24 protein-coding genes are annotated in these 24,172 nt (G+C 72.3%); 14 read left to right on the plus strand and 10 right to left on the minus strand.

Annotated elements, in window-relative coordinates; translation table 11 throughout:
• Window positions 1-1,513 (minus strand): ATP-dependent DNA helicase (locus C1I95_RS01705; RefSeq protein ID WP_438941270.1); only part of this gene is annotated, 1,513 nt, incomplete at its 3' end.
• Between the two features lie 65 nt (window positions 1,514-1,578).
• Between C1I95_RS01705 and C1I95_RS01710 the strand changes: the two genes are divergently transcribed.
• The 4 genes from C1I95_RS01710 to C1I95_RS01725 all read left to right on the plus strand — a co-directional run bounded on the left by C1I95_RS01710 (window position 1,579) and on the right by C1I95_RS01725 (window position 4,866).
• Window positions 1,579-2,085, plus strand: a complete 507-nt coding sequence (locus C1I95_RS01710) for a ribonuclease FAU-1 family protein (protein WP_111211961.1) — start codon at window positions 1,579-1,581, stop codon at window positions 2,083-2,085.
• Window positions 2,086-2,166: 81 nt separating this feature from the next.
• Window positions 2,167-3,099 (plus strand): PPK2 family polyphosphate kinase, encoded by a 933-nt coding sequence (locus C1I95_RS01715; protein ID WP_111211962.1) that lies wholly within the window; start codon window positions 2,167-2,169, stop codon window positions 3,097-3,099.
• 131 nt (window positions 3,100-3,230) lie between these two features.
• The gene (locus C1I95_RS01720) at window positions 3,231-3,857 is read left to right on the plus strand and encodes a DUF47 domain-containing protein (protein ID WP_111211963.1); all 627 of its coding nucleotides are present in this window, start codon (window positions 3,231-3,233) and stop codon (window positions 3,855-3,857) included.
• Window positions 3,858-3,861: 4 nt separating this feature from the next.
• Window positions 3,862-4,866, plus strand: coding sequence for an inorganic phosphate transporter (locus tag C1I95_RS01725; RefSeq protein ID WP_111211964.1), 1,005 nt, complete (start codon window positions 3,862-3,864; stop codon window positions 4,864-4,866).
• An 82-nt stretch (window positions 4,867-4,948) separates the two neighbouring features.
• Here C1I95_RS01725 and C1I95_RS01730 read toward each other — a convergent pair whose 3' ends face one another.
• Window positions 4,949-5,917 (minus strand): Gfo/Idh/MocA family protein, encoded by a 969-nt coding sequence (locus C1I95_RS01730; protein WP_111211965.1) that lies wholly within the window; start codon window positions 5,915-5,917, stop codon window positions 4,949-4,951.
• 70 nt (window positions 5,918-5,987) lie between these two features.
• Between C1I95_RS01730 and C1I95_RS01735 the strand changes: the two genes are divergently transcribed.
• The gene (locus C1I95_RS01735) at window positions 5,988-6,833 is read left to right on the plus strand and encodes an NUDIX hydrolase (protein ID WP_111211966.1); all 846 of its coding nucleotides are present in this window, start codon (window positions 5,988-5,990) and stop codon (window positions 6,831-6,833) included.
• Window positions 6,834-6,868: 35 nt separating this feature from the next.
• On the opposite strand, the gene mshD is transcribed toward C1I95_RS01735, so the two are convergent.
• From mshD to C1I95_RS01750, 3 genes are all read right to left on the minus strand, one after another.
• The gene (mshD, locus tag C1I95_RS01740) at window positions 6,869-7,795 is read right to left on the minus strand and encodes a mycothiol synthase (protein WP_111211967.1); all 927 of its coding nucleotides are present in this window, start codon (window positions 7,793-7,795) and stop codon (window positions 6,869-6,871) included.
• 256 nt (window positions 7,796-8,051) lie between these two features.
• Window positions 8,052-8,924 (minus strand): polysaccharide deacetylase family protein, encoded by an 873-nt coding sequence (locus C1I95_RS01745; protein ID WP_233513239.1) that lies wholly within the window; start codon window positions 8,922-8,924, stop codon window positions 8,052-8,054.
• 78 nt (window positions 8,925-9,002) lie between these two features.
• A complete protein-coding gene (locus C1I95_RS01750; RefSeq protein ID WP_199523555.1) occupies window positions 9,003-9,746 on the minus strand; it encodes a winged helix-turn-helix transcriptional regulator in 744 nt (247 codons plus the stop codon).
• 245 nt (window positions 9,747-9,991) lie between these two features.
• Between C1I95_RS01750 and C1I95_RS01755 the strand changes: the two genes are divergently transcribed.
• The 5 genes from C1I95_RS01755 (at window position 9,992) to C1I95_RS01770 (ending at window position 13,461) form a co-directional block, all read left to right on the plus strand.
• Complete coding sequence (locus C1I95_RS01755; protein ID WP_111212027.1) at window positions 9,992-11,026, plus strand: hypothetical protein; 1,035 nt, start codon at window positions 9,992-9,994, stop codon at window positions 11,024-11,026.
• A gap of 96 nt (window positions 11,027-11,122) precedes the next feature.
• Window positions 11,123-11,908: an LmeA family phospholipid-binding protein gene (locus C1I95_RS01760; protein WP_111211968.1), complete on the plus strand. Its 786-nt coding sequence runs from the start codon at window positions 11,123-11,125 to the stop codon at window positions 11,906-11,908.
• A gap of 72 nt (window positions 11,909-11,980) precedes the next feature.
• On the plus strand, window positions 11,981-12,058 hold the full coding sequence (locus C1I95_RS37025) for an Ms5788A family Cys-rich leader peptide (RefSeq protein WP_311202345.1): 78 nt from the start codon (window positions 11,981-11,983) through the stop codon (window positions 12,056-12,058).
• A gap of 211 nt (window positions 12,059-12,269) precedes the next feature.
• Window positions 12,270-13,118 carry a sulfurtransferase gene (locus tag C1I95_RS01765; protein ID WP_111211969.1) on the plus strand — a complete coding sequence of 283 codons (849 nt, stop codon included), beginning with the start codon at window positions 12,270-12,272 and terminating at the stop codon, window positions 13,116-13,118.
• A 1-nt stretch (window position 13,119) separates the two neighbouring features.
• Window positions 13,120-13,461 (plus strand): DUF1416 domain-containing protein, encoded by a 342-nt coding sequence (locus C1I95_RS01770; protein WP_111211970.1) that lies wholly within the window; start codon window positions 13,120-13,122, stop codon window positions 13,459-13,461.
• A 240-nt stretch (window positions 13,462-13,701) separates the two neighbouring features.
• Here the strand turns inward: C1I95_RS01770 and C1I95_RS01775 are convergent, their stop codons facing one another.
• Both C1I95_RS01775 and C1I95_RS01780 read right to left on the minus strand, forming a co-directional pair.
• A complete protein-coding gene (locus C1I95_RS01775) occupies window positions 13,702-14,298 on the minus strand; it encodes a hypothetical protein (protein WP_111211971.1) in 597 nt (198 codons plus the stop codon).
• A 125-nt stretch (window positions 14,299-14,423) separates the two neighbouring features.
• Window positions 14,424-18,794, minus strand: coding sequence for a S8 family serine peptidase (locus C1I95_RS01780; protein WP_111211972.1), 4,371 nt, complete (start codon window positions 18,792-18,794; stop codon window positions 14,424-14,426).
• Between the two features lie 288 nt (window positions 18,795-19,082).
• Here C1I95_RS01780 and C1I95_RS01785 point away from each other — a divergent pair, with 288 nt between their 5' ends.
• Both C1I95_RS01785 and C1I95_RS01790 read left to right on the plus strand, forming a co-directional pair.
• Complete coding sequence (locus C1I95_RS01785) at window positions 19,083-19,646, plus strand: winged helix-turn-helix domain-containing protein (protein ID WP_111211973.1); 564 nt, start codon at window positions 19,083-19,085, stop codon at window positions 19,644-19,646.
• A 146-nt stretch (window positions 19,647-19,792) separates the two neighbouring features.
• Window positions 19,793-20,557 carry a hypothetical protein gene (locus C1I95_RS01790; protein ID WP_233513279.1) on the plus strand — a complete coding sequence of 255 codons (765 nt, stop codon included), beginning with the start codon at window positions 19,793-19,795 and terminating at the stop codon, window positions 20,555-20,557.
• Between the two features lie 14 nt (window positions 20,558-20,571).
• Here C1I95_RS01790 and C1I95_RS01795 read toward each other — a convergent pair whose 3' ends face one another.
• The 3 genes from C1I95_RS01795 to C1I95_RS01805 form a co-directional block, all read right to left on the minus strand.
• Complete coding sequence (locus C1I95_RS01795) at window positions 20,572-22,623, minus strand: amylo-alpha-1,6-glucosidase (RefSeq protein WP_111211975.1); 2,052 nt, start codon at window positions 22,621-22,623, stop codon at window positions 20,572-20,574.
• Window positions 22,620-23,000, minus strand: a complete 381-nt coding sequence (locus C1I95_RS01800) for an SCP2 sterol-binding domain-containing protein (RefSeq protein WP_111211976.1) — start codon at window positions 22,998-23,000, stop codon at window positions 22,620-22,622. The genes C1I95_RS01795 and C1I95_RS01800 overlap by 4 nt, the downstream gene beginning before the upstream one ends.
• Before the next feature lie 70 nt (window positions 23,001-23,070).
• Window positions 23,071-23,445, minus strand: a complete 375-nt coding sequence (locus tag C1I95_RS01805; RefSeq protein ID WP_111211977.1) for a DsrE family protein — start codon at window positions 23,443-23,445, stop codon at window positions 23,071-23,073.
• A 12-nt stretch (window positions 23,446-23,457) separates the two neighbouring features.
• Here C1I95_RS01805 and mtfM point away from each other — a divergent pair, with 12 nt between their 5' ends.
• Both mtfM and C1I95_RS01810 read left to right on the plus strand, forming a co-directional pair.
• Complete coding sequence (gene mtfM / locus C1I95_RS36870) at window positions 23,458-23,562, plus strand: small membrane protein MtfM (protein WP_046570768.1); 105 nt, start codon at window positions 23,458-23,460, stop codon at window positions 23,560-23,562.
• A gap of 4 nt (window positions 23,563-23,566) precedes the next feature.
• Window positions 23,567-24,160, plus strand: coding sequence for a heme-binding beta-barrel domain-containing protein (locus tag C1I95_RS01810; protein WP_111211978.1), 594 nt, complete (start codon window positions 23,567-23,569; stop codon window positions 24,158-24,160).
• Window positions 24,161-24,172: the final 12 nt, after the last annotated feature.

Raw genomic sequence — 24,172 nt, forward strand, 5'->3', positions numbered from 1 at the left:
CAATGACCCCGCCCCCGTCGGGACCACTGCCACCGGTGCCCGGCCGGCGGGTCGCGTCGGCGAGCGCGGCGGCGGCCGGCGACGGCGGGGCCGGTGGGGGCGCGTCGAGGCCAAGTGCCCGGGCCACCGTGTCGAAGCGGCCACCCAGGGCCAGCGTGGCCGAGGTGGCCACCACGGTCCGCTCGTCGTAGAGGTGGGTGGCCAGGGTGCCGGCGACCGAGAGCGGCGCCACCACCAGCGCCCGCCGGCCGGTGGCGTCGTTGCGTTCCACCCAGGCCACGTCGTGCTCCACCTCCTCCAGCAGCCGCTGGGCCGTGGTGGAGAGCTCGTCGAGGACGGCCTTGGCCTGCTGCTTGCGTACCGGGTCGGGGTCGTCGGCCTTGATGTCACCGATGCTGTCCAGGGCCGCGCGGGTCGCGGCGTCCAGCAGCGTGCAGGCTTCGCGCAGCGGGTCCGGCAGGCCGCTGGTGATCCGCCCGACCGGTGCCTCGGCCAGCCCGACCGCGAGGGCGTCGCCGGCCGCGGTCAGCGCCTCGGCCGTCTCCGGCCGGAGCAGCGGGCGGGCGCGCCGGGTGGACCGGTCGATCAGCTCCGGGGTCAGCTCGGCCTGCGCCGCCGACGAGACCCGGTCGGCCAGCTCGTGAGCCTCGTCGACGACGAGCAGCCGGTGCGGCGGGACGATGTGCCGCCCGGCGAGCATGTCGACCGCGAGCAGGCTGTGGTTGGTGACGACGAGGTCGGCCTCCCGCGCCCGGGCCCGGGACGCCTCCGCGAAGCACTCCGGGCCGTACGGGCAGCGGGCCGCGCCCACGCACTCCCGGGCCGGCATGGAAACCAGCCGCCACGCCTGGTCGTCGACGCCCGGATCCAGCTCGTCCCGGTCGCCGGTGGCGGTCTCCAGAGCCCAGTCCCGCAGGCGCTGGATCTGCTTGCCGAGCCGGCCCGCCTCGCCGAGCCAGCGGGTGCCGCCGCCGGGCCGCTCGGCCGGAGCGTCGAAGAGAGTGTCCTCCGGCTCGTCCTCCGACGAGTTCTCCAGCCGGGCCAGGCACAGGTAGTGATGCCGGCCCTTGAGCACCGCGAACGTCGGGCGTCGGCCGAGCATCGGCTCGACGGCGTCGGCCAGCCGGGGCAGGTCGTGCTCGACCAGTTGCGCCTGCAACGCCAGGGTGGCGGTGGACACCACCACCGGCCCGTCGACGGTCAGCGCCGGCGCGAGGTACGCCAGGGACTTGCCGGTGCCGGTGCCGGCCTGCACCAGCAGGTGATCGCCGGCGGCCACGCACTCCTCGATCGCCGTGGCCATCTGCTGCTGGCCGGGGCGCGCCGCGCCGCCGGGCACCGCGCCGACCGCCGCGGCCAACAGCTCGGCACCGTCCGGCCGGTCACCCCGACGGCGGGCCTTGTCACGGGTCGGGCCGGTGGCGGTGCGGGGCGGGGTCACCGTGGCACGGTACCCGCCGGGCCCGACGCGAGCCGTACCGATCGGCCGTGTTGCGGCGTCACGGAACGGAATACGTCCCCGCCGTCCGGTAATTTCCCGACGGCGACGCGTGGGCGGAATCGGCTAGGGTGCGAAACATGCCGAGCGATGTGGTCCGCGTGATCTACCGCAAGTTCGACGGCAGCGCCCACCGCGACTACCCGGCCCGTCGGCTGGCCGAGGACGACCTCGGGGTGTGGCTCGGCGTGCCGGCGGGCACCAGCTCGGTCTACCACGGTCGGCCCTCGGTCGAGCAGATCCCGTTCGTGCTTCTGGTGCCGCACCACGCCTGGTGGACCGGCATGTTCAACCCGCCGCCGCGGACCAGCGAGGTCTACTGCGACATCGCCAGCCCGGCCCGCTGGGAGGGCGAGGACACCGTCCACCTGATCGACCTCGACCTGGACGTGGTCCGCCGCCGGGAGACCGGCCTGGTCGAACTGCGCGACGAGGACGAGTTCGCCGAGCATCGGGCCCGCTTCGGCTATCCGGACGACCTGGTGGTGGAGGCCGAGGCGGCGGCCCGGTGGCTGCTCGGCGCGCTGGGCGACGGCACCGAGCCGTTCGCCACCTCGTACCGCAAGTGGCTGGCCCTGGTGGTCTGAGACCGCACGGCCCCGTCCTGATGTCGCCGCGCCGCTCGGCGCCGGCCTGCGGGCGGCCGGTCGGCGGGTGATGATGCACCGATGGTGGACGACGGTGGATTCGACGTGGCGCCGCCGGCCGGCGGCACGGTGCGCGACCTGCTCCGGGCGGCGCCCGGCGGACCGGTGGACCTCGGGGCGATCGGGCCCCGCTCGACCCCCGGGCTGCCCGACCGGCTGGTGACCGGGCCGGACCGCAAGGGCTGGGCCCGCCGGCAGGTCGGTCTGGTGGGTGCCGGGCTGGCCCGCCAGCAGGAGATGCTGTTCGCCGGCGCGAAGGCCGACCCGGACGCCGGGCGGCGCGTGCTGCTGGTGCTCCAGGCGATGGACTGCGGCGGCAAGGACGGCACGATCAAGCGGGTGGTGGGCGCGCTGAACCCGCTCGGTGTGCGCATTCGGGCGTTCGGCCCGCCGACCGCCGAGGAACTGCGCCACCACTTCCTGTGGCGGATCCGGCGGGCCCTGCCGCCGCCCGGCTACCTGGGCGTCTTCAACCGCTCGCACTACGAGGACATCCTGGTGCCCCGGGTGCAGGCGCGGGCGCCGGAGCAGGTCTGGCGGCCGAGGTACGCCGAGATCGAGGACTTCGAGCGGGAGTTGACCGCCGCCGGGGTGGCCGTGGTCAAGATCTTCCTGCACATCTCCAACGCCGAGCAGGCGCGGCGACTGCTGGCCCGCCTCGACGACCCGACCCGACACTGGAAGTACCACCCTTCCGACGTCGACGCCCGGGCCCGCTGGGACGACTACCAGACCGCGTACGCCGAGCTGCTCGGCGGATGTGGCACGGACGCCGCGCCGTGGTACGTGGTGCCGGCGGACCGCAAGTGGTACCGGGACTGGGCGGTGGCGCACCTGCTGCGTGAGACGTTCGACACTCTCGCGCTCGGGTATCCGCCAGCCGACTTCGACATCAGGCGGGAAAGGGAGCGGCTAGTGGCAACTGGGCAGGCGGCGAAGGTGAACGGAAGTTGAACGAGCGGTGAATGACACCTGGCCAGGGGTGGGCCGCCGAATCGTCGGTCGGACGGTTCCCTAGCATTCCCTCAGCAGGGCGCCGGAGCGGCGGCTGCCACCCCTTCCACCGACACGACGAGGTCCTTGCTGTGAGGTTTTCCTTCCGCCCCAACGAGGGCGCCTTCTACGAGCTCTTCACCAGGGCCGCGCAGAACCTGGTCCGGGGTACCGAGCTGCTCAACGAGCTCGCCCTGCCCGATGTCGAGGTGCAGTCGGTCAGCGAGCGGCTCACCGAGGTCGAGCACGACAGCGACCAGATCACCCACGACCTGTTCAAGAAGATCAACTCGACCTTCGTCACTCCCTTCGACCGCGAGGACATCTACCGCCTCGGTTCGCTGCTGGACGACGTGATGGACCACCTGGAGGCGGTGGGCAACCTGCTCTACCTCTACGGGCTGACCAAGTTGCCGTCGCTGCCCCGCGAGATGCACGAGCTGGTGCACGTCCTGGACCAGCAGGCCAAGCTGACCGCCGAGGCGATGCCCCGGCTGAAGTCGATGAAGGACCTCGAGGACTACTGGATCGAGATCAACCGGCTGGAGAACGACGGTGACCAGGCGTACCGGATGCTGCTGGTCCGCCTCTTCTCCGGTGAGTACGACGCGTTGACCGTGCTCAAGATGAAGGAGGTCGCGGACGAGCTGGAGGCCGCCTGCGACGCCTTCGAGCACGTGGCCAACACCGTCGAGACCATCGCGGTCAAGGAGTCCTGATCCTGTGAGTCCCGAGCTCATCGCAGTGTTGGCGGTGATCGGGGTGGCCCTGGTGTTCGACTACACCAACGGCTTCCACGATGCCGCCAACGCGATCGCGACCAGCATCTCCACCCGGGCGCTCACACCCCGGGTCGCCCTGGCCATGGCGGCGGTCGGCAACTTCATCGGCGCCCACTTCGGCGCCAAGGTCGCCAAGACGGTCGGCAGCGGCCTGGTCGAGTTGCCGACCGGCGTGTCCAGCCTCGGCATCGTCTTCGCCGGCGTGATCGGCGCGATCGCCTGGAACCTGATCACCTGGTACTTCGGGCTGCCGTCGTCCTCGTCCCACGCGTTGTTCGGTGGCCTGGTCGGCTCGACGGTCGCCGCGTCGGGGACGGTGCTCTGGGGCGGGATCGGCAAGAGCGTGGTCATCCCGATGATCCTCTCGCCGCTGGTCGGCTTCGTCCTCGGCTACATCGTGATGGTCGCCGTGCAGTGGATCTTCCGCAAGGGGCACCCGGGCAAGCTGAACCGGGGCTTCCGCTGGGCCCAGACCGCCTCCGCGGCGGCCATGTCGGTCGGCCACGGCATGCAGGACGCGGCCAAGACCATCGGCATCGTGGTGCTCGCCCTCTACGTCGGCACCTTCCAGGAAGACCCGACCCACATCCCGGAGTGGGCGTTCTGGACCTCGGCAGCCGTGCTGGCGGCCGGCACGTACGCCGGTGGCTGGCGGATCATCCGGACCCTCGGCCGGAAGATCATCGACCTGCGCCCGCCGGAGGGCTTCGCGGCCGAGACCGTGGCCAGCGGCGTGCTCTACTTCAACGCGCTGGTGCTCGGCGCCCCGATCTCGACCACCCACACGATCACCTCGGCGATCATGGGGGTCGGCGCCACCAAGCGGCTCTCCGCCGTGCGCTGGGGCGTGGCCGGCAACATCGTCGGTGCCTGGATCCTGACCTTCCCGGCCGCCGGCTCGATCGGTGCCCTGATGTACTTCCTGGTCCGCCCCTTCTTCAGCTGACATAAAAGGAAGGGCCCCCTGTCAACGCCTGGCGTTGTACAGGGGGCCCGGCTTAACACTCAGCACCGAGCGCCAGCGGCCATCAGAGGTAGGAGACGCCGATCTGCGCGCGGATGTCGTCGAGCAGGGCCATGATCTCCAGGGTGGCGGCGTGCGGCACCAGGGGACTCTCGGTCAACCCCTCGGCGAGGCAGCGTTGCGCCTCGATGGCCTCGTACTGGTAACCGGAGCCGGCCAGCTCGGCGGTGACCGTCTCCGCCTCGGCGCCGGCCCGGTGCAGGGTGAACGCGCCCGGGCGGAAGAACGGCTCGGGCAGGTCGATCCGGCCGGCCGTGCCGGTGATCGAGGCGGTGAGCCCGGTGGCTCCCACCATGCCGCAGCTCAACGTGGCGACCGCCCCCGAGTCGTACCCGAAGACCAGACCGGTGTTCTCGTCCGTGCCCTCCGGGCCCAGCTTGGCCCACGACCGGACGTGCTGCGGGACGCCGAGCAGCAGGTGGGCCAGGCTCACCGGGTAGATGCCGAGGTCGAGCAGCGCGCCACCGCCCAGCGCGCGGGCCCGCATCCGGTGCTCGGGCGGGAATGGCCCGGCGACGCCGAAGCTGGCCTGCACGCTGGTCACCGTGCCGATCGCACCGTCGGCGATCAGCTCACAGACCCGCAGGATGAGCGGGTTGCACCGCATCCACATCGCCTCCATCAGGAAGACGCCGGCGGCGCGGGCGGTGTCGACCAGCTCGGTGCTGGTGGCCAGGTCGAGGGTGAACGGCTTCTCCAGCAGCACCGGCTTACCGGCGGTCAGGCAGGTCAGCGCCGCCGCGTGGTGCGCGGCGTGCGGGGTGGCGACGTAGATCACATCCACGTCGGTGTCCGCGGCCAGGTCGGCCCAGGAGGCGTACGCCCGGGGTGCGCCGTGCCGCTCGGCGAAGCGCTTCGCGGTCTCGGCGGTTCGTGAGCCGACCGCGACCAGTTCGGCCCCCGGCACCAGCCGGAGATCCTCGGCGAATTGGGCGGCGATGTTGCCGGTGGCCAGGATGCCCCAACGAGTCATGGCGTGACGCTACCGAAGATCACCGGAGGGCTGTACTGGTGATCCACGGGTCGGGAACTAGGCTCGGCGCATGACGATCGACCGCGGGTACCCGGCGCCGCCCGCGCTGGTGGAGCACGCCCGCCGGTTCCAGGCCGCCGGCGGCGTACCGGCGGTGCCCCGGGTGGCGGCCACCGTGCTGCTGCTCCGCCCGGCCGGCGCGGGCTTCGAGGTGTACCTGATCCGCCGCGTCGCGGCGATGGCCTTCGGCGGCATGTACGCCTTTCCCGGCGGCGGCGTCGACCCCTCGGACTCGACCACCCACCTCGACTGGGCGGGACCGGAGCCGGCCGACTGGGGCGTCCGGCTCGGGCAGCCGACGGCCGCCGCGCAGGCGGTCGTGTGCGCGGCGGCTCGTGAGGTCTTCGAGGAGGCCGGGGTGCTGCTCGCCGGCCCGGACGCGAACCGGGTCGTCGGCGACGTCAGCGACGACGGGTGGGAGGCCGCCCGGATCGACCTGGAGCAGCGGCGCACCGGCTTCGCCGACCTGCTCGCCCGTCGCGGGCTCACGCTCCGCTCGGACCTGCTGCTGCCGTGGAGCCGGTGGGTGACCCCGGAGTTCGAGCCGCGCCGGTTCGACACGTACTTCTTCGTGGCGCTGTTGCCGGCGGGGCAGCGGACCCGCGACGTCTCCGGCGAGGCCGACCACACGCTGTGGGTCCGGCCCGCCGACGCGTGCGACCGCGCCGCGGCGGGCGAGCTGACCATGCTGCCGCCGACCCTGGTCACCCTCGGCGAGATCGCCGCCTGCGACGACCTCGCGGCGGTGGTCCGGGCGGCGGCGACCCGGGACGCGGCCACCCCGATCACGCCCTACCTCGACCTGTCCGACGACACCGAGCCCCGGTTCCACCTGCCTCGCCCCGCCGCGTCCTGACCGGCGCCGCGCCCTGACCGGGCGCGCCGGCTGCGTCAGCCCAGCTGGTAGTTGACGTGGGCGGACCAGCGGGCGAAACCGAGCCGCTCGTAGAGCGCCACCGCGCCGGTGTTCGACTCGTCCACGTAGAGCATCACCCGGTCCAGCCCGCGCCGGTCGCGCAGGTACGCCAGCCCCGCCGTGGTCAGCGCCCGACCGAGGCCGCCGCCGTGCGCGGACGGGTCCACCCCCAGCACGTACACCTCGCCGATGCGGGCCGAGCCGGGCCGCTCGTGCACCTTGGTCCAGTGGAAGCCGAGCAGCCGGCCGGTCGTCGAGTCGACGGCGAGCAGGAAGCCGGCCGGGTCGAACCACGGCTCGGCGAGGCGTACCCGTAGGTCGTCGAGGGTCCAGCGGCCCTGCTCGGGATGGTCGGCGAAGGCCCGCGCGTTCAGCGCCAGCCACGCCTCGTCGTCGGCGCCGGGCCGGAACGCGCGCAGGGTGACCCGGTCGGGCAGGCGCGGATCGGTCAGCGGGGCGGTGAGCGGCCGGCGCAGCTGCCAGAGCACGCGCGCGCGGCGGAAGCCGAGGTCGACGGCGATGGCCGCCGCCGAGGGGTGGTCGCCGTGCGCCCACGCCCGCAGCGGCCCGGTGGCGGTCGCCAGCACCCCACGGGCCAGCGCCCGGCCGGTGCCGCGCCGCCGGTACGCCGGGTGGACCACCAGCTCTACCCCGACGCCGGCACCGGGGTCGGTGGTGTCGAGGTGGGCGTACCCGGTGAGCGTCCCGTCGTCGGAGCGGGCCACCAGGTGGGCCGCCGGCGCCTGCGCGTCGCGGAGCCGGAGCAGGACGTGTTCGTCCAGCGGGTCCGCGCCGTCCGCGTCGCCCGCCGTTCCGGCGAGCGTCAGCACCTCCGCGATCTCCGCCGGACCGAGCCGGTCGACGCGGCTCACCTGGTCGCTGGTCGGCTCGCTGCTGCTCATGCCGGCACTCCGCTGCGCTGCGTGCCGTCATGAGGCACCACGGCGCCGAGCCTGATGATTCGCTCGCTGTGCTCGCTCATGCCGGCACTCCGCTGCGCTGCGTGCCGTCATGAGGCACCACGGCGCCGAGCCTGATGATTCGCTCGCTGTGCTCGCTCATGCCGGCACTCCGCTGCGATTTTCGCCCCGCTCGCTCATTGCCGTCACGGTATCCGGATGAACGGGTCGTCGGCGGGACAGGCGGGCGGGATCCCCCTCACATCCCCCGCTTCGGCAGTGCCCGGACGTCGAATCTCGCGGTCAGTTTCGGCAGCATGCGGTACACCGCGTTGACGGTGCCCTGCCGGTCACCGCCCGCGTCATGCATCAGGACGATCGACCCGGGCTGTACGCCGTTCAGCACCGACGCGGTGATCAGGTTCGCCCCCGGCGTACGCCAGTCGGAGGTGTCCAGCGTCCAGTGCAGGGGCATCATGCCGAGTTCCCGGGCGACGGCGATGACCGAGTAGGTCCAGGCGCCCCCGGGTTGCCGGTACCACCCGATCTGCGCGTCGGGCACCGCCGCCCGGATCGCCGCGTTGGTCCGCAGCAGGTCCGCCTGGATCCGCTGCGGCGATCGCGAGCCCAGCGTCACGTCGTGGTCCCAGCTGTGGTTGCACAGCGTGTGGCCCTCGGCCACGATCTGCTGGATGAGCCAGGGGTACGCCTCGGCGTTCTGGCCGACCACGCAGAACGTCGCCGTGACGTGTTCTTCCTTCAGGATCGCGAGGACCTGGGGGGTGTAATCCGGGTTCGGCCCGTCGTCGAAGGTGAGCGCGACCTCGTCGTTGCCGGTGCTCACCCGGGTACCCATCGGGCCGATGTCCGGGTCGTGCCCCGGCCCGTTGCTCGGCGTCGGCTCGGCCGACCCCGGCGGGTGGCTTGAGCCGGTCCCCGGCTCGGCGGACGAAGGCGCGGACTGGTCGGCGTAGTCCGGATGGTCCGCGCCGCCCGCGGTGGCCCTGGAGTCGTGCTGCGGTGGATCGGGCACCATGCTGCGACCGATCAGAAACGTCGCACCGAGCACCGCCGACACCACGAGCGTGATGATCCCGAGCGTCCGTCCCGTGCCCCCGTGGTAAACGCCCACCGCTGCCCCCTCACGTCGGCCAACCCGAAAGTCACCATAAGACTCACGAGTTGCCCAAAAGGGGCATATGGGAGGTGATTAACCCTCGACGGTGAGGGACCGCACCGGCAGCGGCGCGTGCTCGGCCGCCTCGGCGAGCGTCCGCGACGGCGGTACGACGAACTTGTAGCCCACCTGGCGGACGGTGCCGATCATCGACTCGTACTCCGAGCCGAGCTTGGCCCGCAGCCGTCGTACGTGCACGTCGACCGTGCGGGTGCCGCCGAAGTAGTCGTACCCCCAGACCTCACGGAGCAACTGGTCCCGGGTGAACACCCGGCCCGGGTGCTGGGCGAGGAACTTCAGCAGCTCGAACTCCTTGTAGGTCAGGTCGAGCGGGCGGCCCTTGAGCTTCGCGGCGTAGGTGTCCGGGTCGATCATCAGCTCGCCGGCCCGGATCGAGCCGCCTGCACCGGCCGTCGCGTTGCTCAGCCGGCCGACCGCGAGCCGCAGCCGGGCTTCCACCTCGGCCGGGCCGGCGGAGGCGAGGATCACGTCGTCGACGCCCCAGTCGGCGTTCAGCGCGATCAGCCCGGCCTCGGTGACCACCGCCACCAGCGGTACCCCGAGCCCGGTGGCGTGCAGCATCCGGCAGGTGGCCCGGGCCTCGCTCAGCTCGGAGCGGGCGTCGACCAGCACGGCGTCCGGGCTCGGGCCGGCGACCAGGGTGCGGACGTCGCGCGGTGCGGTGCGGACCGAGTGCGGCAGCAGGTCCAGTGCCGGCAGCACTGCGGATGGTTCGCCTGCCCGTGCGGTCACCAACAGCAGGATCTCCACGATCACCTCCGTCCCGGCGGCCTTGTGTGGCCGCGCGCGACCAGCGCACTCCTGCGAATGTGGCGCTGGGAATTTCCGTGGGTCCCGGCGTCGCTGACGGGCGGGGTTTCGGCTTGAGCGTAACCGATTGCCCGAGCCGAGCCCGGGCGAGGTTTCCCGTTTGTCCTTTCTGCCCCTTACCGCGGCTCAGGTTTTAACGTCGCGGAAACCGTGGCACCCGCGTCGGCCGATTGGTCTGGCACGATCGGTGGGTGTTTCCCTCCAACTCGCCCGAGACCGGCCGCGAACCGTGGGCCGACGAGCCGCCGCCGACCGGTGGCTCGGCGCCGCGTACCGGACCGGCCGTGGAAACCGACGAGCGGCGACGCTCCGGCGGCCCACGACGCCTGCGCCGCGGTGGCTCGCCCCGGCGTCCCGAGGACGGGCCGGACGACGACGACGAGGAGGAGCTGGAGCCGCCGGTCGAGGTGCGCCGACAGCTGACGCTCGCCATCGGCGGGTTCGCCGCGCTGCTCGGCATCGGCCTGGTCCTCGCGGCACAGACCTCCGGGCCCGGGCACCGGTTGCCCTTCACCATCGTGGTGCTCACCGTGCAGGTGCTGTTCGTGCTGGCCTGGACGATGGTGACCCGTCCGCCGGCGTTGGCGGTGGTGCTCGGGGCCGGCGTGGTGACCGCGGTAGTGGCCGACACCCTGGCCGTGCGGTCGGCCGAGGCCCGCCTGGGTCCGCTGTTCTTCGTCGCCGTCGGCGGCGTGCTCGTCGCGGTACTCGGTCAGCTGGTCCGCCGGGTGGACCGGGTCCGGGTGACCGACTCGCTGCGGACCACCGCCACCATCGTGTTCGGGGTGGTCGCCTTCGCCACGCTCATCGTGCTCAGCCGGATTCCCGCCGGCACCCAGGCGATCGCCGTCTGCCTCACCGCGAGCGCGGTCGCGCTCACCGTCGCCCGGGTCGCCGACGCCGCCGGCGCCTGGCCGCGGCTCGCTCCCCAGGTGCCCCGGGGAGCCGCGGGCGTGGTCGGCGGGGCTATGGTCGGCACCCTGGTCAGCGCGCTGCTGGGCAGCTACCTGGTCACCCCGTTCACGCCGACCAGGGCCGCGATCATCGGCCTGGTCACGGCCGTGGTGGCCGTCCTGGCCGACCTCGCCGTGGGGTACGCGGAGGCCGGCCGGCTGATGGCGGGCGAGCTGCCGTCCGTGTGGGCGGCCCGGCACATTCAGGGTCCCCTCGGCGGCTTCGCGATGGCGGCGCCGGCCGCGTACCTGATGTGCCGGCTGGTGTTGTGACCGGCTGGTCGGGCGAGCGGCGATTGAGGAAACCGGACTCCGGGTAACACCGGTGCGCGCTGGGCGGCAATCACGTACGACAAGACAGGAGGCGGCGTGGACCACGAGTACACGGACGAACGGCGACCGCGGCGACGGGGACGCAAGGTACTGATCGGGTTCGCTGTCCTGCTGCTCGTCCTCGCCGGGTTGCTCGCCATCGCCGACCGGGTGGCGGCCAGCGTCGCCGAGCGCACCATCGCCGACGAGGTCCGCAAGCAGGTGGTACAGCAGGGCGCGCAGTCCTCGCCGCCGGAGGTCGAGGTGGGTGGTTTCCCGTTCCTCACCCAGGTGCTCGACGGCCGCTACGAGCGCATCTCGATCAGGTTGCGTGACGTGCGGGGCTCGGTGCAGGGTGACGCGGTCGCGCTGCCCAGCCTGGACGTGGACGCCCGCAACGTACGGGCATCGCTGGACACGCTCCGCTCCGGCCGCGGCGAGGTCGTGGCCGAGACGGTCAACGGCACCGGCACCATCAGCTACCAGAGCCTGGCGGCCCTGCTCGACCGGGAGGGCCTGACCCTCGGCGAGCGGGACGGGAAGCTGGCCGTCACCGCGCCGGTGGACATCCTCGGCCAGCGGCTCACGGTCACCGGTACCGCCGACATCGTCATCGGTGAGCAGGGGCAGATCTCGCTGCGGTTCGACAACCTGGACGCCGAAGGGCTGCCCACCGCGCCGCTGGCCCGCACCCTGCTGAACAACTTCGCCCGCAGCATCTCGGTCGCCGTACCCCTGCCGGAGTTGCCGTTCCAACTGACTGTCCGCGAGGTCCTGCCGAAGCCCGAGGGGCTGACGGTGACCGCCGACGCCCGGGACGTACCGATCAACTCGGCCGGCTGACCTCGGGACCCGTGTCCCGGATGCTGGTCGGCCCGGTGGAGATAACTGGGATGGCTGGTAGGCTCGCTGACCATGGGGACGCTCCTCACCAAACGGCGCGCGGTCGACCTGTGCCGCGTGGCCACCTGCCTGTGTCGCCCCGTCATCTGACGGCGGGGCTGTAACGGGCCGCCTAGCGGCCATCGGCACTCGGGGTACGCGTACCTACATCCCGGTGCACCCCACCGGACGCCCGGCAGCGGCGCCGTCGCACGAACCCGTGATCCGTTCCTAGCTATGGGTCCCGCGCGTGGTGCGACACCTCCACATTCTCGACCTCCGCGCGCTGGCTCACCATCCATCCTCACCAGGGAGTGATCTGATGAGTCGCGACACCGCACTGGTCTCGGCCGAGTGGGCCGAGAAGAACCTCGACGCCGCGGGCGTCGTCTTCGTCGAGGTCGACGAGGACACCTCGGCCTACGACACCGGCCACATCGCCGGCGCTATCAAGCTCGACTGGAAGAACGACCTGCAGGACCCGATCCGTCGGGACTTCGTCAACAAGAGCCAGTTCGAGGCGCTGCTGTCCGAGCGGGGCATCAGCAACGACGACACCGTCATCCTCTACGGCGGCAACAACAACTGGTTCGCCGCGTACGCGTACTGGTACTTCAAGCTCTACGGCCACGGCGACGTCAAGCTGCTCGACGGCGGTCGCAAGAAGTGGGAGCTGGACGCCCGGCCGCTGGTCGCCGACGCGGTGACCCGCCCGGCAACCCAGTATGTCGCCCAGGAGCCGGACACCGGCATCCGCGCCTTCCGGGACGAGGTCGTCGCCGCGATCGGCACCAAGAACCTGGTCGACGTGCGCAGCCCCGACGAGTACGCCGGCCGCCTGCTCGCCCCCGCCCACCTGCCGCAGGAGCAGGCCCAGCGCGGTGGCCACATCCCGACCGCGATCAGCGTGCCGTGGTCCAAGGCGGCCAACGAGGACGGCACCTTCAAGTCCGACGACGAGCTTCGCAAGATTTACTCCGAGGCCGGGTTGGACGACGGCAAGGAGACCATCGCCTACTGCCGCATCGGCGAGCGCTCCTCGCACACCTGGTTCGTGCTCCAGGAGCTGCTCGGCCACAGCAACGTGAAGAACTACGACGGATCCTGGACCGAGTACGGCTCGCTGGTCGGTGTGCCGGTGGCGCTGGGCGATGAGCCGGGGGAGGCCTGAGATGACCGCACCCACCGCAGCAAGCGCTGCCACCGCCGCCGGTTGCGCGGCGCCGGACCAGGCCGCGCCGCTGCCCGCCAGCCTCGACCTGGAGAAGGAAACCGTCATCACCGGTGTCGTCCGCTCCGCCGAGGGCGAGGCGGTGCCCGGCGCGTACGTCCGCCTGCTCGACTCGACCGGTGAGTTCACCGCCGAGGTGGTGACCTCGCCGGCCGGCCAGTTCCGGTTCTTCGCCGCGCCCGGCACCTGGACCCTGCGGGCGCTCTCCCGGCACGGCAACGGGGACACCGCCGTGACGGCCGGCCGGGGCATCAACGAGGTGACCGTAACGGTCGTCGACTGACCCACGCTCTGATCGGCCTCGTGGCCCGCGTCCCTCGTTCCGTGGGGGATACGGGCCACGAGCCGTCTGTGACGCACGCGTCCACCTCACCCGCGTCTAGCCGAGCATGTGCGGCGCCGAGCGGCCCGCGGTGGTACGCCTGCTCGATCCCGGATTGAGTGGCCTCCGAGTCGATCTGAGTCCACCCAATCCTGGATCGAGCGTGATCATGGCCGGTGGCCGACGCCGAGCGACGGTCAGTTATTTGTCGATGATCTTGGCGAGGTCCACGCCGGTGAGCGTGATGGTGTTGCCGGGGGCGGACGCCGGGTTCCCGTCCGCATCGAGTTCGTATTTCGCCTGGAGTGGATTCAGTAGCGACGCGGGGGAGTCGGGGTAGGTCTCCAGGAACAGCAGATAGGAGCGTCCGGTCGCGATCGGCGCGCTGTCCGCGTTTTCGTACCGGACCCCGTCGAGGGTGCCGCCCATTTCCTTGACCTCGATGATGTCGCCCGGCTTGACCGGCCCCTTGTGCACCTTCTCGACCGTTGCCCGGTGCACGGTGACGACCGGTCCGGTCCGGTCCTTCAGCTGCTCCTGCTCCGGAACGCCCGCGTTGGGGTTGAGCTGGGGATCGGTGATGTCCGAGGCGTCGGACGGGAACTCCATCTCGACCCGGGGTTCCTCGTTGAATCGTGCCTCGACGATCAGGGTCGCTTGTTGGGCCAGGTCGCCGGCCGTCCCATAGGAGGGATAGTCGGCCTGGTAGACCACGGTGCTCGGCGGGGCCGAAGTCAGGCCGCCGCAGGCGGCCGACAGGAGGAGCGCCGCGGTGCCGATGGCGAGCGAGTTCGACATCCGCCGGAGGTTACGCATGGCCACCGCCCTTTCGCCGATGCTCCTTTCCGATGGTAGGCGTCGATGTCGAGGGACGGTGGCCGCCGGTCCTCAGCGAACCGGCGGCCACCGTTGTTCAGGACGGGTCAGATGCCGGTTGCTCTGGTGCAGGTGGAGGCCGGGTCCAGGGCGAAGTCGAGCGTGCCGACGATGCCCGCCTCGACCTGGTGACGCTTCACCTGCGGTACCCAGCCGTCCTTGGCCACGATCACCTCGTAGCGGCCCTTCGGCAGCCACCAGGCGTACCGACCGTTGGGCTCTGCGGTCAGCGTGGTGCCGGTGCCGGCCGAGATCAGGTTCACCCGGACGGTCGCCGGTATCCCGACGGTCACGCCGCCGCAGGTCGTACCGGTAACGATGCCCTGGATCTTGCCCCAGCTGGCCGGTGGTGACACGTTCATCTCCACCGAGACCGGGGTGACCGGGTACGGGGTGTCCGAGGCGACGGCCAGTTCGCCGGCGTACCGGCCCGGCTGGGCGACGCCCGCCGCCGCCGTGGCGGTGAGCGTGACGGTCACCGTGCGGGACGCGCCCGGGGCGAGGGTGAAGGTGGCCGGGGAGTTGTCCAGCCAGGGCAGGTCCGCCTCGGCCGCGCAGAGTTCCAGACCACCGAGCCGCTCGCTGTCCGCGCTGCCCACGAACGAGCTGGGCGAACCACCGATCTTGTAGGCGCCGCAGGCGGCGGCACCCCGGTAGCGGCCGTACCGGGCGTTGGGCAGGTCACGCCAGGCCCCGGTGGCCGGGTCGAAGGCGACCGTGCGGTTGGTGACCGCCGTCGACCCCGCGGTCACGCCGCCGGCCAGCACCAGCAGCCCGCCGGCCGCCGTGTACTGGGAGCCCCACAGCTCCAGCGGCAACGCCGGCAGCGGACTCCAGCTGTCGCTCGCCGGGTCGTACCGGTAAGCGTCGGTGTACTCGGTGCTGCCGGTGCCACCGGCGCAGTAGACCCCGGCGCCGATGCCGCCGCAGGCCAGCCACGCCACCCGGTGCGGGTAGGCGGCGCCGGTGCGGAAGGCGCCCGCCTTCGGGTCGAACACCACCAGCCGGTCGGTGTCGGTGCAGGTGCTGTCGGCACAGCCGCCCACCAGGTACACCTTCCCGCCGAGCACGGCCGCGCCGGCCGCCGCGACCGGTGCCGGGTTGGTCGCCCCGGGGACGGTGCTCCAGGTTCCGGCGGCCGGGTCGAAGACGTCGACCGTGGCGTTGGTGCCGCTGCTTCCCCAGCCGCCGATCACGTAGAGCTTGCCGTCGACCGCTGCCACGGCCGGCTTGGAGCGTGCGGTCGGCAGGTCGGGCAGGGCCGTCCAGGCGTTGGCTCCCGGGTCGTACGCCCATGCCTTACGCTCGGTGCCGGTGCTGCCGCCACCGCCGACGGAGTAGACCTTGCCGTCCAGCCACGCCGCCGCGTTGTCGTAGATCGCCGCCGGCAGCTTGGCGATCTCGCTCCACGCGTCGTCGGCGGCGGTGCCGGCCTCGGGTGCCGCCCCGCCGTACGCGACTCCGGTCCGCTCCTTGCTGATCCCCTTCATCTTCTGCTCGACCAGCGGCGCGCCACCCTGCTTGAGCAGTTCGAACCGGCCGGATCGTTCCAGCAGTTCCACGGCGGCCGGCGCGCTTCCGGTGTTCTTCACGGTCAGCCGGGTGGTGCGGGTGCTGCCGTACGGCTGGTGCGACACGACCGTCGTCGGGGTGACCGTGAGCCGGCCGGCGCCCAGGGCGAAGTCGGCCCGCTTCACCCCGTCGGCGGCCACCGCGACGTCCTTCGTGGCGGGCTGGTACGGCGTCCGGCTGGCGGTGAACGGGTGGGTGCCGGTCAGGCCGGAGAAGAGCCAGTAGAAACCGTCCGGCTGGTTCGGGTCCTCCGGGGTCGCCGCCGACACCGCCCGGTCGTCCGGCCGGTCGTCGCTGACCACCGTCACCCCGTTGACCGGGGCGCCGGTGTTGCGGTCGGTGGTGGTGCCGACCACCAGCCCACCGGGCACCGGCGTGCAGTCGCGGTTGACCACCTCCACGTCGTCCACCTGCCACCACCAGGCGAAGGTGCCCTTGAAGCGGAAGCGGACCAGCGCGGACGCGGCGTTCGCCGCCGGGGTAAGTGGTACCTCCTCGACCCGCGGGCCGCGCCGGCTGGCCGTCTGATGCCAGACGTTGGTCCAGGTGGCGCCCGCGTCGGTGGAGACGTCGATGTCGGCGGTGTCGGTGATCCCGACCGCCCGCCAGTCGCTGCGGAAGCGCAGCACCGGTGCGGCCGCGCCGGACAGGTCCAGCGGCGGGGCGATCAGATCGGTGTCCTGGGTGTTGCCGGAGCCGAGGGCGTCGCTGTCGATGATGGCGAACCCGCCGGAACCGCCGGTGAGGTTGCCCCGCGAGCGGAGGTCGGTGAAGACCCAGCCGCCGGACGCGGTCCGGTTGGTCACCGTCCAGCCCGACGGCGCGCTGGTGCCGTCGAAGCTCTGGGTCAGCAGCGGCGTGCCGAACCGGCCGGAGTAGCCGGTGGCGGTGCAGGCGGCGTCGACCGGTACGGCCACGTTGACCGTGGCGGCGGCGCCGGCCACCGGCACCTCGCGGGTGACGGTGCGGTAGCCCGGGTACCGGGCGGTGACGCTGAGCCGGTACGAGCTGTTGCCCGGCACGGTGAACGAGTAGCGGCCGGTGACCGGGTCGGTGAAGACGGGCGCACCGGGCCGGCCGGCCACCTCGATCTTCGCGTACAGCGGCCAGCCGTGGCCGGAGCCGTCGGTGACCTTCCCGCTCACGGTGACCGTCGGGTTCGCCACCAGGGCGAAGTTCCTGGTGACAGCGCCACCCTCGGACACCGTGACGGTCGCCGACTGGCCGGCGTAGCCGTACGCGCTCACCGCGAGGGTGGTCTCGCCGGCCGGCACGCTCAGCGCGTACCGTCCGTCGGCCCCGGTGGTCGCGCTGCGGGTGCCGTCGGTAACCGTCGCTCCGGCGACCGGGTCGCCGGCGCCCGCGCCGGTGACCACGCCGCTGATCCGGCCCACCGGGCCCCGGGGAGCGTCCCGCACCGCCGCGTACGCGTCGAGGCGTCCCTCACCGAACACGTTGTTGTCGGCCGGGGTGCCGCCGCAGGCGGTGGCGTCGACGTCGCGGGCCGTACGGTCGAGCAGTTCCTCGGTGGCCGTCACGTCCCCGCGTAGGCTCGGCGCCGCCGCCCAGACCAGCGCCACCGTGCCGGCGACGTGCGGGGCGGCCATCGAGGTGCCGCTGAACGAGGCGTACCCGCCGTTGCGGACGCTGGAGCGGACACTGCTGCCGGGCGCGGCGATGTTCGGCTTGATCAGGGCAGTGCCGGAGCCGCGGCCGGAGAAGCTGGCGATGTTGTTGTTCACGTCGTACGCCCCGACCGCGTACGCGTTCGGGTTGTCGCCGGGCGAGCCGGCGCTGCCGCAGGCCGGGCCGTCGTTGCCGGCGGAGAAGACCGGGAACATCCCGGCGGCCCGCCAGGCGGCGATGGTCTGCTGGTACCACGGGTCGCCGCCGTCGCCGCCCCAGGAGTTGTTGACGATGTCGGGCCGCAGGTCCGGTCGCGGGTTCTGGCCGTTCGCGTCGGTCGGGGCGAGCACCCACTGACCGGCGGCGAGCAGGGACGCGTCGGAGCAGGTGTTCGACTCGCAGCCCTTGGCGGCGATCCACCGGGCGCCCGGGGCGACGCCGATCTGGTTGCCGGCACCGTCGTCGCCGACCATCGTGCCCATCGTGTGGGTGCCGTGGTCGTTGTTGTCACAGGGCGCTGTGCCGGCACAGACGCCGGCCGGGTCGAACCAGTTGTACGCGTGGTCGAAGCTGCCCCCGAGGTTGCCGCGATAGGTGCCGACCAGGGCCGGGTGGTCGTACCGCACGCCGCTGTCGATGTTCGCCACCACGACGCCCTCGCCGCGGTCGCCGAACTCGTCCCAGACCCGGGGCGCGCCGATGTTGGTCAGTCCCCACTCGACGGCGGTGGTGCGGGCCCGCGTGGCGTCGCCGGTGGTGGGCCGGACCAGGGGATAGCTGCGGCTCGGGGCGATCCGTGCCACCTCGGGCCGGCGCGCGATCTCGTCGAGCAGCGCGTGGTCACCCTCCACCCGCACCGCGTTGGCGATCCAGTACGCCGTGTGCGGTGCCTTCCGTTCGTCGAGCAGCGTCCGCAGGTCGCGCTGGGTGCGGGCGGCCGTGCTGGTGAGCAGTTTGTGCACCTCGCTGGCCCGACCGTCGGGGTCACGCAGCTTGCCGGCCTGGGCGAGCGGTGCGGTCTCCCGCAGGTACACCAGGAACGTCGTGGTCGGCGTGGTGCTGAGATGGTCGAGCACGCCCTGGTCGACGGCGGCCCGTTGTGACGCCGGCTCCGGGGTCGGCGCGGCGACCGCGGGTTGGGCGGTGACGCCCAGTACGGCGGCGGTCAGCACCGCCACCGCCCGCCAGCGTGGCGATCGTGCGGATGGTCGTGTGAACAATGTTCCTCCCCACGTCGTCGGTCCCGATCCGTTCGGGGCCCGGACATCCGCGCGCCGGGCTGCGACGCCGCGGAGCGGTCGGGCGATGTGGGTGGCTGGTGGCGGTGCCCGCCCGCTGAGAGCCATGTTTCTTGCCCGTACAGGCAGTGATCAATGGATGGCGTCAGTCAGTACTCGGTCAGTGACGAGGCGCGATCCTGACCGCTAGGCTGAGCGCGACGCTATCGGTGACCATCGTTGTCGATGGGCGGGAAATCGCAGGTCAGCGTGTTTCTGCGGGGAGGAAGTGTGTCCGGTGGAGAGATCCCGATCCTGGTCTGCGTCAGCTCCGACGTCGCCGTCCGTCAACGGGTGGTGCAGCGGCTGGACGATGTCGGCCCGGTGGTGATCTGCGCGGACCTCGCCCAACTCCGCGCGATGTTTCCCGCCCCGGCAGCGGAGGCCGCACCGGGCGGTGCGGACGAGGAGGCGGCGGGTCGCCCGGCGGGACGAGCGGCCAGCTGGGGTGACCTGGTGGTCGACCGGGCCGGGCACCTGGTCACCTGGCGGGGTGTGCCGCTCGGGCTGACGCGTACCGAGCGGGAACTGCTCGCCCGGTTGGTCAGCCCGCCGATCACGCTGTGGAGCTACGAGCAGCTCTTCGCCTCGGTCTGGGGCGGCGCCTACCTCGGCGACACCGCGATCCTGCACTCGGCGGTCAAGCGCCTCCGGCGCAAGCTGCGCGCGCTGTCCGACGGGCCGCAGGTGCAGACCGTGCGCGGTGTCGGCTACCGGCTGGCCGCGCCGCCGCAGCTGGTGGACGGCCGCCGCCCGCCCGCAGGCCCGCCGGATAGCGCCGACGGCGAGGGCTGACGCCGGGCGGTGGCGACGGCGAGGTGTACCGCGCGTGACACCATGGCCCGGTGAGCGGTGCAGTCCAGACGGGGTACGTCCCACCCACAGGTCCCCCACCACCGGAGTCCGGCTACCGGTGGCCGCGTTGGTTGGTGGCGTTGACCGTGGCCTGGGTGGTGCTGTTGGCCGGTCTCACCTGGATGTCGGCGCGCAACGACCCGCCGACGGTCCGCGAGCAGCGCACCCTGGTCCAGGCCGGGCCGGTGGTCGACGGCGCGATCGGCGAGCTGGTCGCGGCGGCCTCCGGTGCCGTGCCCGCACTGGTCCCGCCCGAGGTCGACCGCGGCTGCCGGGTCACCCCGTTCACCGACGGGGCGACGCTGAAGCGCCAGGTCGAGCTGGCCGTGCCCGGGGGTGAGGAGCGGGCCCTGCTGGAGCGGATCGCCGATCGGCTGCCCCCGGCGTGGCGGGCCGGCGTCCGGGTCACCTCCGACGGGCCCCGGCTGCGCGCCGACGCGGGCGAGTTCGTCACCGTACAGGGGCGGCCGGTCGCGGACGGCCGGGTCCGGTTGACCGTCGACACCGGTTGCCGGCTGATCGGCAACGATTACGTCGCTTCCGCGTTGGGCGCCGCGGGCACCGAGGTCCAGGCGCTGACCGAGGCGCTGCGCGCCCTCGGTGCCTCGGCGACGGACTCCGAGGTGCTGGTCACCGCGCCCTGCCCCGGCGGCGGGGTGGCCCGTACCGTCCGGTCCGCCGCCGGTTCGGTGTCGACGTCGCCGCAGGCCGCGCTCGCGCCGCTGGCGGGCGGCACGCCGGTGGTCGAAACCCCCGAGGTGTACGCCTACCGGCGCGACGGCGTGGCGGTGCTGGTCGACCTCCACCCGGACGAGATGCTGCTCTCCGCCACCACCGGCTGCGCCGGCTGACCGCCCCGGGTCACCTACTGGCTCGACTCGTCCTCGCGGGTGCGGCTGCGGCCCAGCGCGTCCACCCGGCCCCACCGGCCGGGAATGTCCAGCAGCTCCACCCGCCCCATCCCGGGCGGCACGTACGGGTCGATGATCAGGTGCTCGCCCTGCGGTTCGAGTCCGAGCATGACCCGCAGCAGCAGCAGTGGGGTGCCCGCCGACCAGGCCTGCGGGCTGCACGCGGTCGGATACTGCACCGGATACTCGGTGAGGTCGCGCTCGTAGCCGGCGAAGGCCTCCGGCAGTCGGCCGTCGAAGTAGCGGGACGCGGCCAGCATCGCCTCGCAGATCCGGCCGGCCTCCGCCCGGAAGCCGTACTTCCACAGCCCCCAGGCGATGATCGAGTTGTCGAACGGCCAGACCGTGCCGACGTGGTAGCCGATCGGGTTGTAGCGCCCCTGGTCGTCGGCGAGGGTCCGGACGCCCCAGCCGGAGAAGAGCCGCGGGTTCAGCAGTTGCTCGGCGACCCGGGGGGCCCGCGACTCGTCGACGATGCCGCTCCACAGCAGGTGCCCGATGTTGGAGCTGAGCGCGTCCACCGGGCGCCCGTCGGCGTCCAGGGCGAGCGCGTAGTACTCCTTCTCCGGCAGCCAGAAGTCCCGGTTGAATCGCTCCTTCAGCTCGGCGGCCTCCCGTTCGAGCCGCTCGGCGTACTGCGGGTCGTTCCAGACCTGCCGGGCCAGCCGGGCGCCGCGCAGCTTGGCGTCGTAGGCGTAGCCCTGCGTCTCACAGGTGGCCCGGGGAAAGCTCGGCAGGCGGCCGTCGGAGTAGGAGATCGCGTCCCAGGAGTCCTTCCAGCACTGGTTCTCCAGCCCGTTGCGCGGGTTGCGGGTCTGGTACCAGAGGTACCCGGTGCCGAGCAGGTCGCCGTACGTGTCGATCCAGGTCAGCGCGGCCCGGGCGGCGAACTCCAGCCGCTTGACGAGTTGGGCGTCGCCGGTCCACCGCTCGTACTCGTCGAGCAGGATCACGAACAGCGGGGTGGAGTCGACCGCGCCGTAGTAGGGCGAGTGCGGCTGTTCCTCGAAGCCGGCGGCCTCGCCGTAGCGCAGCTCGTGCAGGATCTTGCCCGGTTCCTCGTCGCGGAAGTCGTCCAGCCGGACACCCTGGAGGCCGGCCAGCATCGTCAACGTCGGCGGGATCAGCTCCGGCAGGAACGGCAGTACCTGGAGCGAGGTGATGATGCTGTCCCGACCGAACAGCGTCATGAACCAGGGCAGCCCGGCGGCCATCAGCCGGACGCCGAGCGAGATCGACTCGTACCGCAACGCGGCCAGGTCGCTGAGGCTGCGCCGGTACGCGCCGGCCAGCGGCTCGCAGTCGCAGCCGAGCTTCGGTGCCTTGGCGACGAACTCGGCGTGCTCGGCCTGGATGGCCGCCGTCGTCCGGCTGCCGCCGAGTGGTAGTTGGGTGCGGGCGTCCTCGCCCCGGGCGCCGTAGATGATGGTGGAGACCGTCAGCCGGGTGGTCCACTCGCCGTGCGGCCCGATCCGGATCGGAAAGGTCATCCCGGTCTTGTCGATCTCCGAGGGTTCGCTGCTGCGGATCACCGTCTCGCGGTGGAACGCCTCCCGGCGATACGCCAGGCGAAGCGCGTTCGCCTCGACCTTGACGGTGTGGTGGCCCTTCTTGCGCTGGGGGTCCTTGATCTCGAAGAGGTCCCCGAAGTCGGCGGCCATCTCGACCCGGACGGTGAAGGTCGCTTCCTGCCCGGAGTGGTTGAGCACGGTCAGTTCCTCGTCGAAGCCGCCGCCGATGGCCCGACTCCTGATCACCGAGACCTTCGTGTCGAGAAAGTGGGTGGGCTCGCCCGGCACCAGGAAGTAGCGGGTCCGGTAGGACTCGGCGTCGTCGATGGAGAGGGCGCTGAGCCGCTGACCGTCGAGGAGCAGCAGCCAGGCGGAGAGGAAGCGGGTGTCGAAGGTGAACAGCCCGGTGGGGAAGTCCAGCGACGGTTCGATGTCCCCGCGGCGGTCGCTGACCAGGAAGGTGTTGCCGTCCAGGATGCTGACCAGTTCCTTCACCGCTTCTGCCTGACGTGCTCGCGGGCCACGTCACGCGGGTCCCGGGTGCCGGGCGGGGGTGGGAAGAAGCGCCGGAAGGCGAGCAACAGCACCACGTTTCCGGTGTAGGTGCTCTCGTTGCGGAACAGCGCGGCCAGTGCCTGTGCCCGGCCGGTGACCAGCCGGTCGAAGAGGTCCACGCTGCAATACCACACGGCGTCGGCCGGTTCCGGGTCCTGGCTGACCTCGGCCGTGCCGGGGCCCATCCGGACCAGCCAGTGCTCGGTGCGGTGGCCGTCGGAGAGTTCGATCCGCAGCGCGCCGCCGATCGGGGTACGCAGGATCTCCGGGGCGCGGGCGGGCAAGGACGCAAAGAACTGCTCGGTCGCCTCGGTCACATCCGAATCGTAGGCATTGGCCCGACTTGCCGGGCGGGTTCGGCTCCCTTGCCCTGACCTGCCCAAACCCTCAGTAGACGAGCGCCTGCGCGCCCTCCGCCATCGTCTCCTCGACGAAGACCGCGGCGCCGGCGATCCGGACGCCCGGGATCACGTCGCCCGAGCCGATGTCCCGGCGGGCGGCGCACTGGGTGCACGCGGTCACCGTGCCGGTGGCGAGGATCACGTGCAGCAGCTCGGCCAGCGGCGCCGAGTGCGGCAGCTCGAAATCCTGGGCCCGGCCGGGCAGGGCGAACCAGGTCGATTCGCCGGTCAGCCAGAGCGAGACGTGCACCCCGGCGGCGGCGGCCGTGGCCGCCACGGTGAACGCCTGGGCGCAACGCTCGGGCGAGTCCATGCCGGCGGTGGCCTTGACGACGAGAGTGCGGGCCATGCCGCCCAGCATAGGATGACCCGGATGGTCACCGAGATCGGGTTCGTCAGCCTGCTGGTCGCTGGCCTGGGCGCGCTCGCCGGTGGCCTGGTCTACCTGGCTGTCCGCATTTCGAGAGGTAAGTGGTGAGCGCGTGAGTGACGACAATCCGCTGGCACCGCCGCCGTGGCTGAACGCGCCGCCGGTCGACCCGTACCCGTTCGAGGAGAGCCACGACCTGCGGGTCGGCCCGAAGCTGCACCCGGCGCTGGACGGACTGCTGCCGTACATCGGCGTGTGGCGGGGTCGGGGCCGGGGTGGCTTCCCCACCATCGAGGACTTCGACTTCGCCCAGGAGATCCGGATCAGCCACGACGGCCGGCCGTTCCTGCACTACGAGTCGCGGGCCTGGATCCTCGACGAGCAGAGCCGTCCGGTACGCCCGGCGGGCCGGGAGGTCGGCTGGTGGCGGCCGGTGCTGGACGGTGACCGGGTCACCGACGAGCTGGAAGCCCTGCTGACCGTCCCCACCGGCGTGATGGAGTTGCACGTCGGCCGGCGCAAGGGCACCCAGATCGAGTTCGTCACCGACGCCGTGGTGCGTACCGCCACCGCCAAGGAGGTCACCGCCGGGCACCGGCTGTTCGGCATCGTCGAGGGCGCCCTGCTGTACGCCCAGGACATGGCCGCCGTGGGCCACCCGTTGTCCCCGCACCTGTCCGCCCGCCTGACCCGGGTGGCCGGCTGAGCCGGCGTCCCC

This window comes from Micromonospora craterilacus (genome assembly GCF_003236315.1).
Lineage (GTDB): Bacteria > Actinomycetota > Actinomycetes > Mycobacteriales > Micromonosporaceae > Micromonospora > Micromonospora craterilacus.

Excerpts from the sequence above, each read along its gene's own strand:
- mshD (WP_111211967.1), bottom strand. The coding sequence starts at position 7,795 with ATGAGCAGCAGCGAGCCGACCAGCGACCAGGTGAGCCGCGTCGACCGG.
- C1I95_RS01805 (WP_111211977.1), bottom strand. The coding sequence starts at position 23,445 with ATGCTGGGCGGCATGGCCCGCACTCTCGTCGTCAAGGCCACCGCCGGC.
- C1I95_RS01715 (WP_111211962.1), top strand. The coding sequence starts at position 2,167 with ATGGTGGACGACGGTGGATTCGACGTGGCGCCGCCGGCCGGCGGCACG.
- C1I95_RS01765 (WP_111211969.1), top strand. The coding sequence starts at position 12,270 with ATGAGTCGCGACACCGCACTGGTCTCGGCCGAGTGGGCCGAGAAGAAC.
- C1I95_RS01710 (WP_111211961.1), top strand. The coding sequence starts at position 1,579 with ATGCCGAGCGATGTGGTCCGCGTGATCTACCGCAAGTTCGACGGCAGC.
- C1I95_RS01735 (WP_111211966.1), top strand. The coding sequence starts at position 5,988 with ATGACGATCGACCGCGGGTACCCGGCGCCGCCCGCGCTGGTGGAGCAC.
- C1I95_RS01730 (WP_111211965.1), bottom strand. The coding sequence starts at position 5,917 with ATGACTCGTTGGGGCATCCTGGCCACCGGCAACATCGCCGCCCAATTC.
- C1I95_RS01770 (WP_111211970.1), top strand. The coding sequence starts at position 13,120 with ATGACCGCACCCACCGCAGCAAGCGCTGCCACCGCCGCCGGTTGCGCG.
- C1I95_RS01775 (WP_111211971.1), bottom strand. The coding sequence starts at position 14,298 with ATGTCGAACTCGCTCGCCATCGGCACCGCGGCGCTCCTCCTGTCGGCC.
- mtfM (WP_046570768.1), top strand. The coding sequence starts at position 23,458 with ATGGTCACCGAGATCGGGTTCGTCAGCCTGCTGGTCGCTGGCCTGGGC.
- C1I95_RS37025 (WP_311202345.1), top strand. The coding sequence starts at position 11,981 with ATGGGGACGCTCCTCACCAAACGGCGCGCGGTCGACCTGTGCCGCGTG.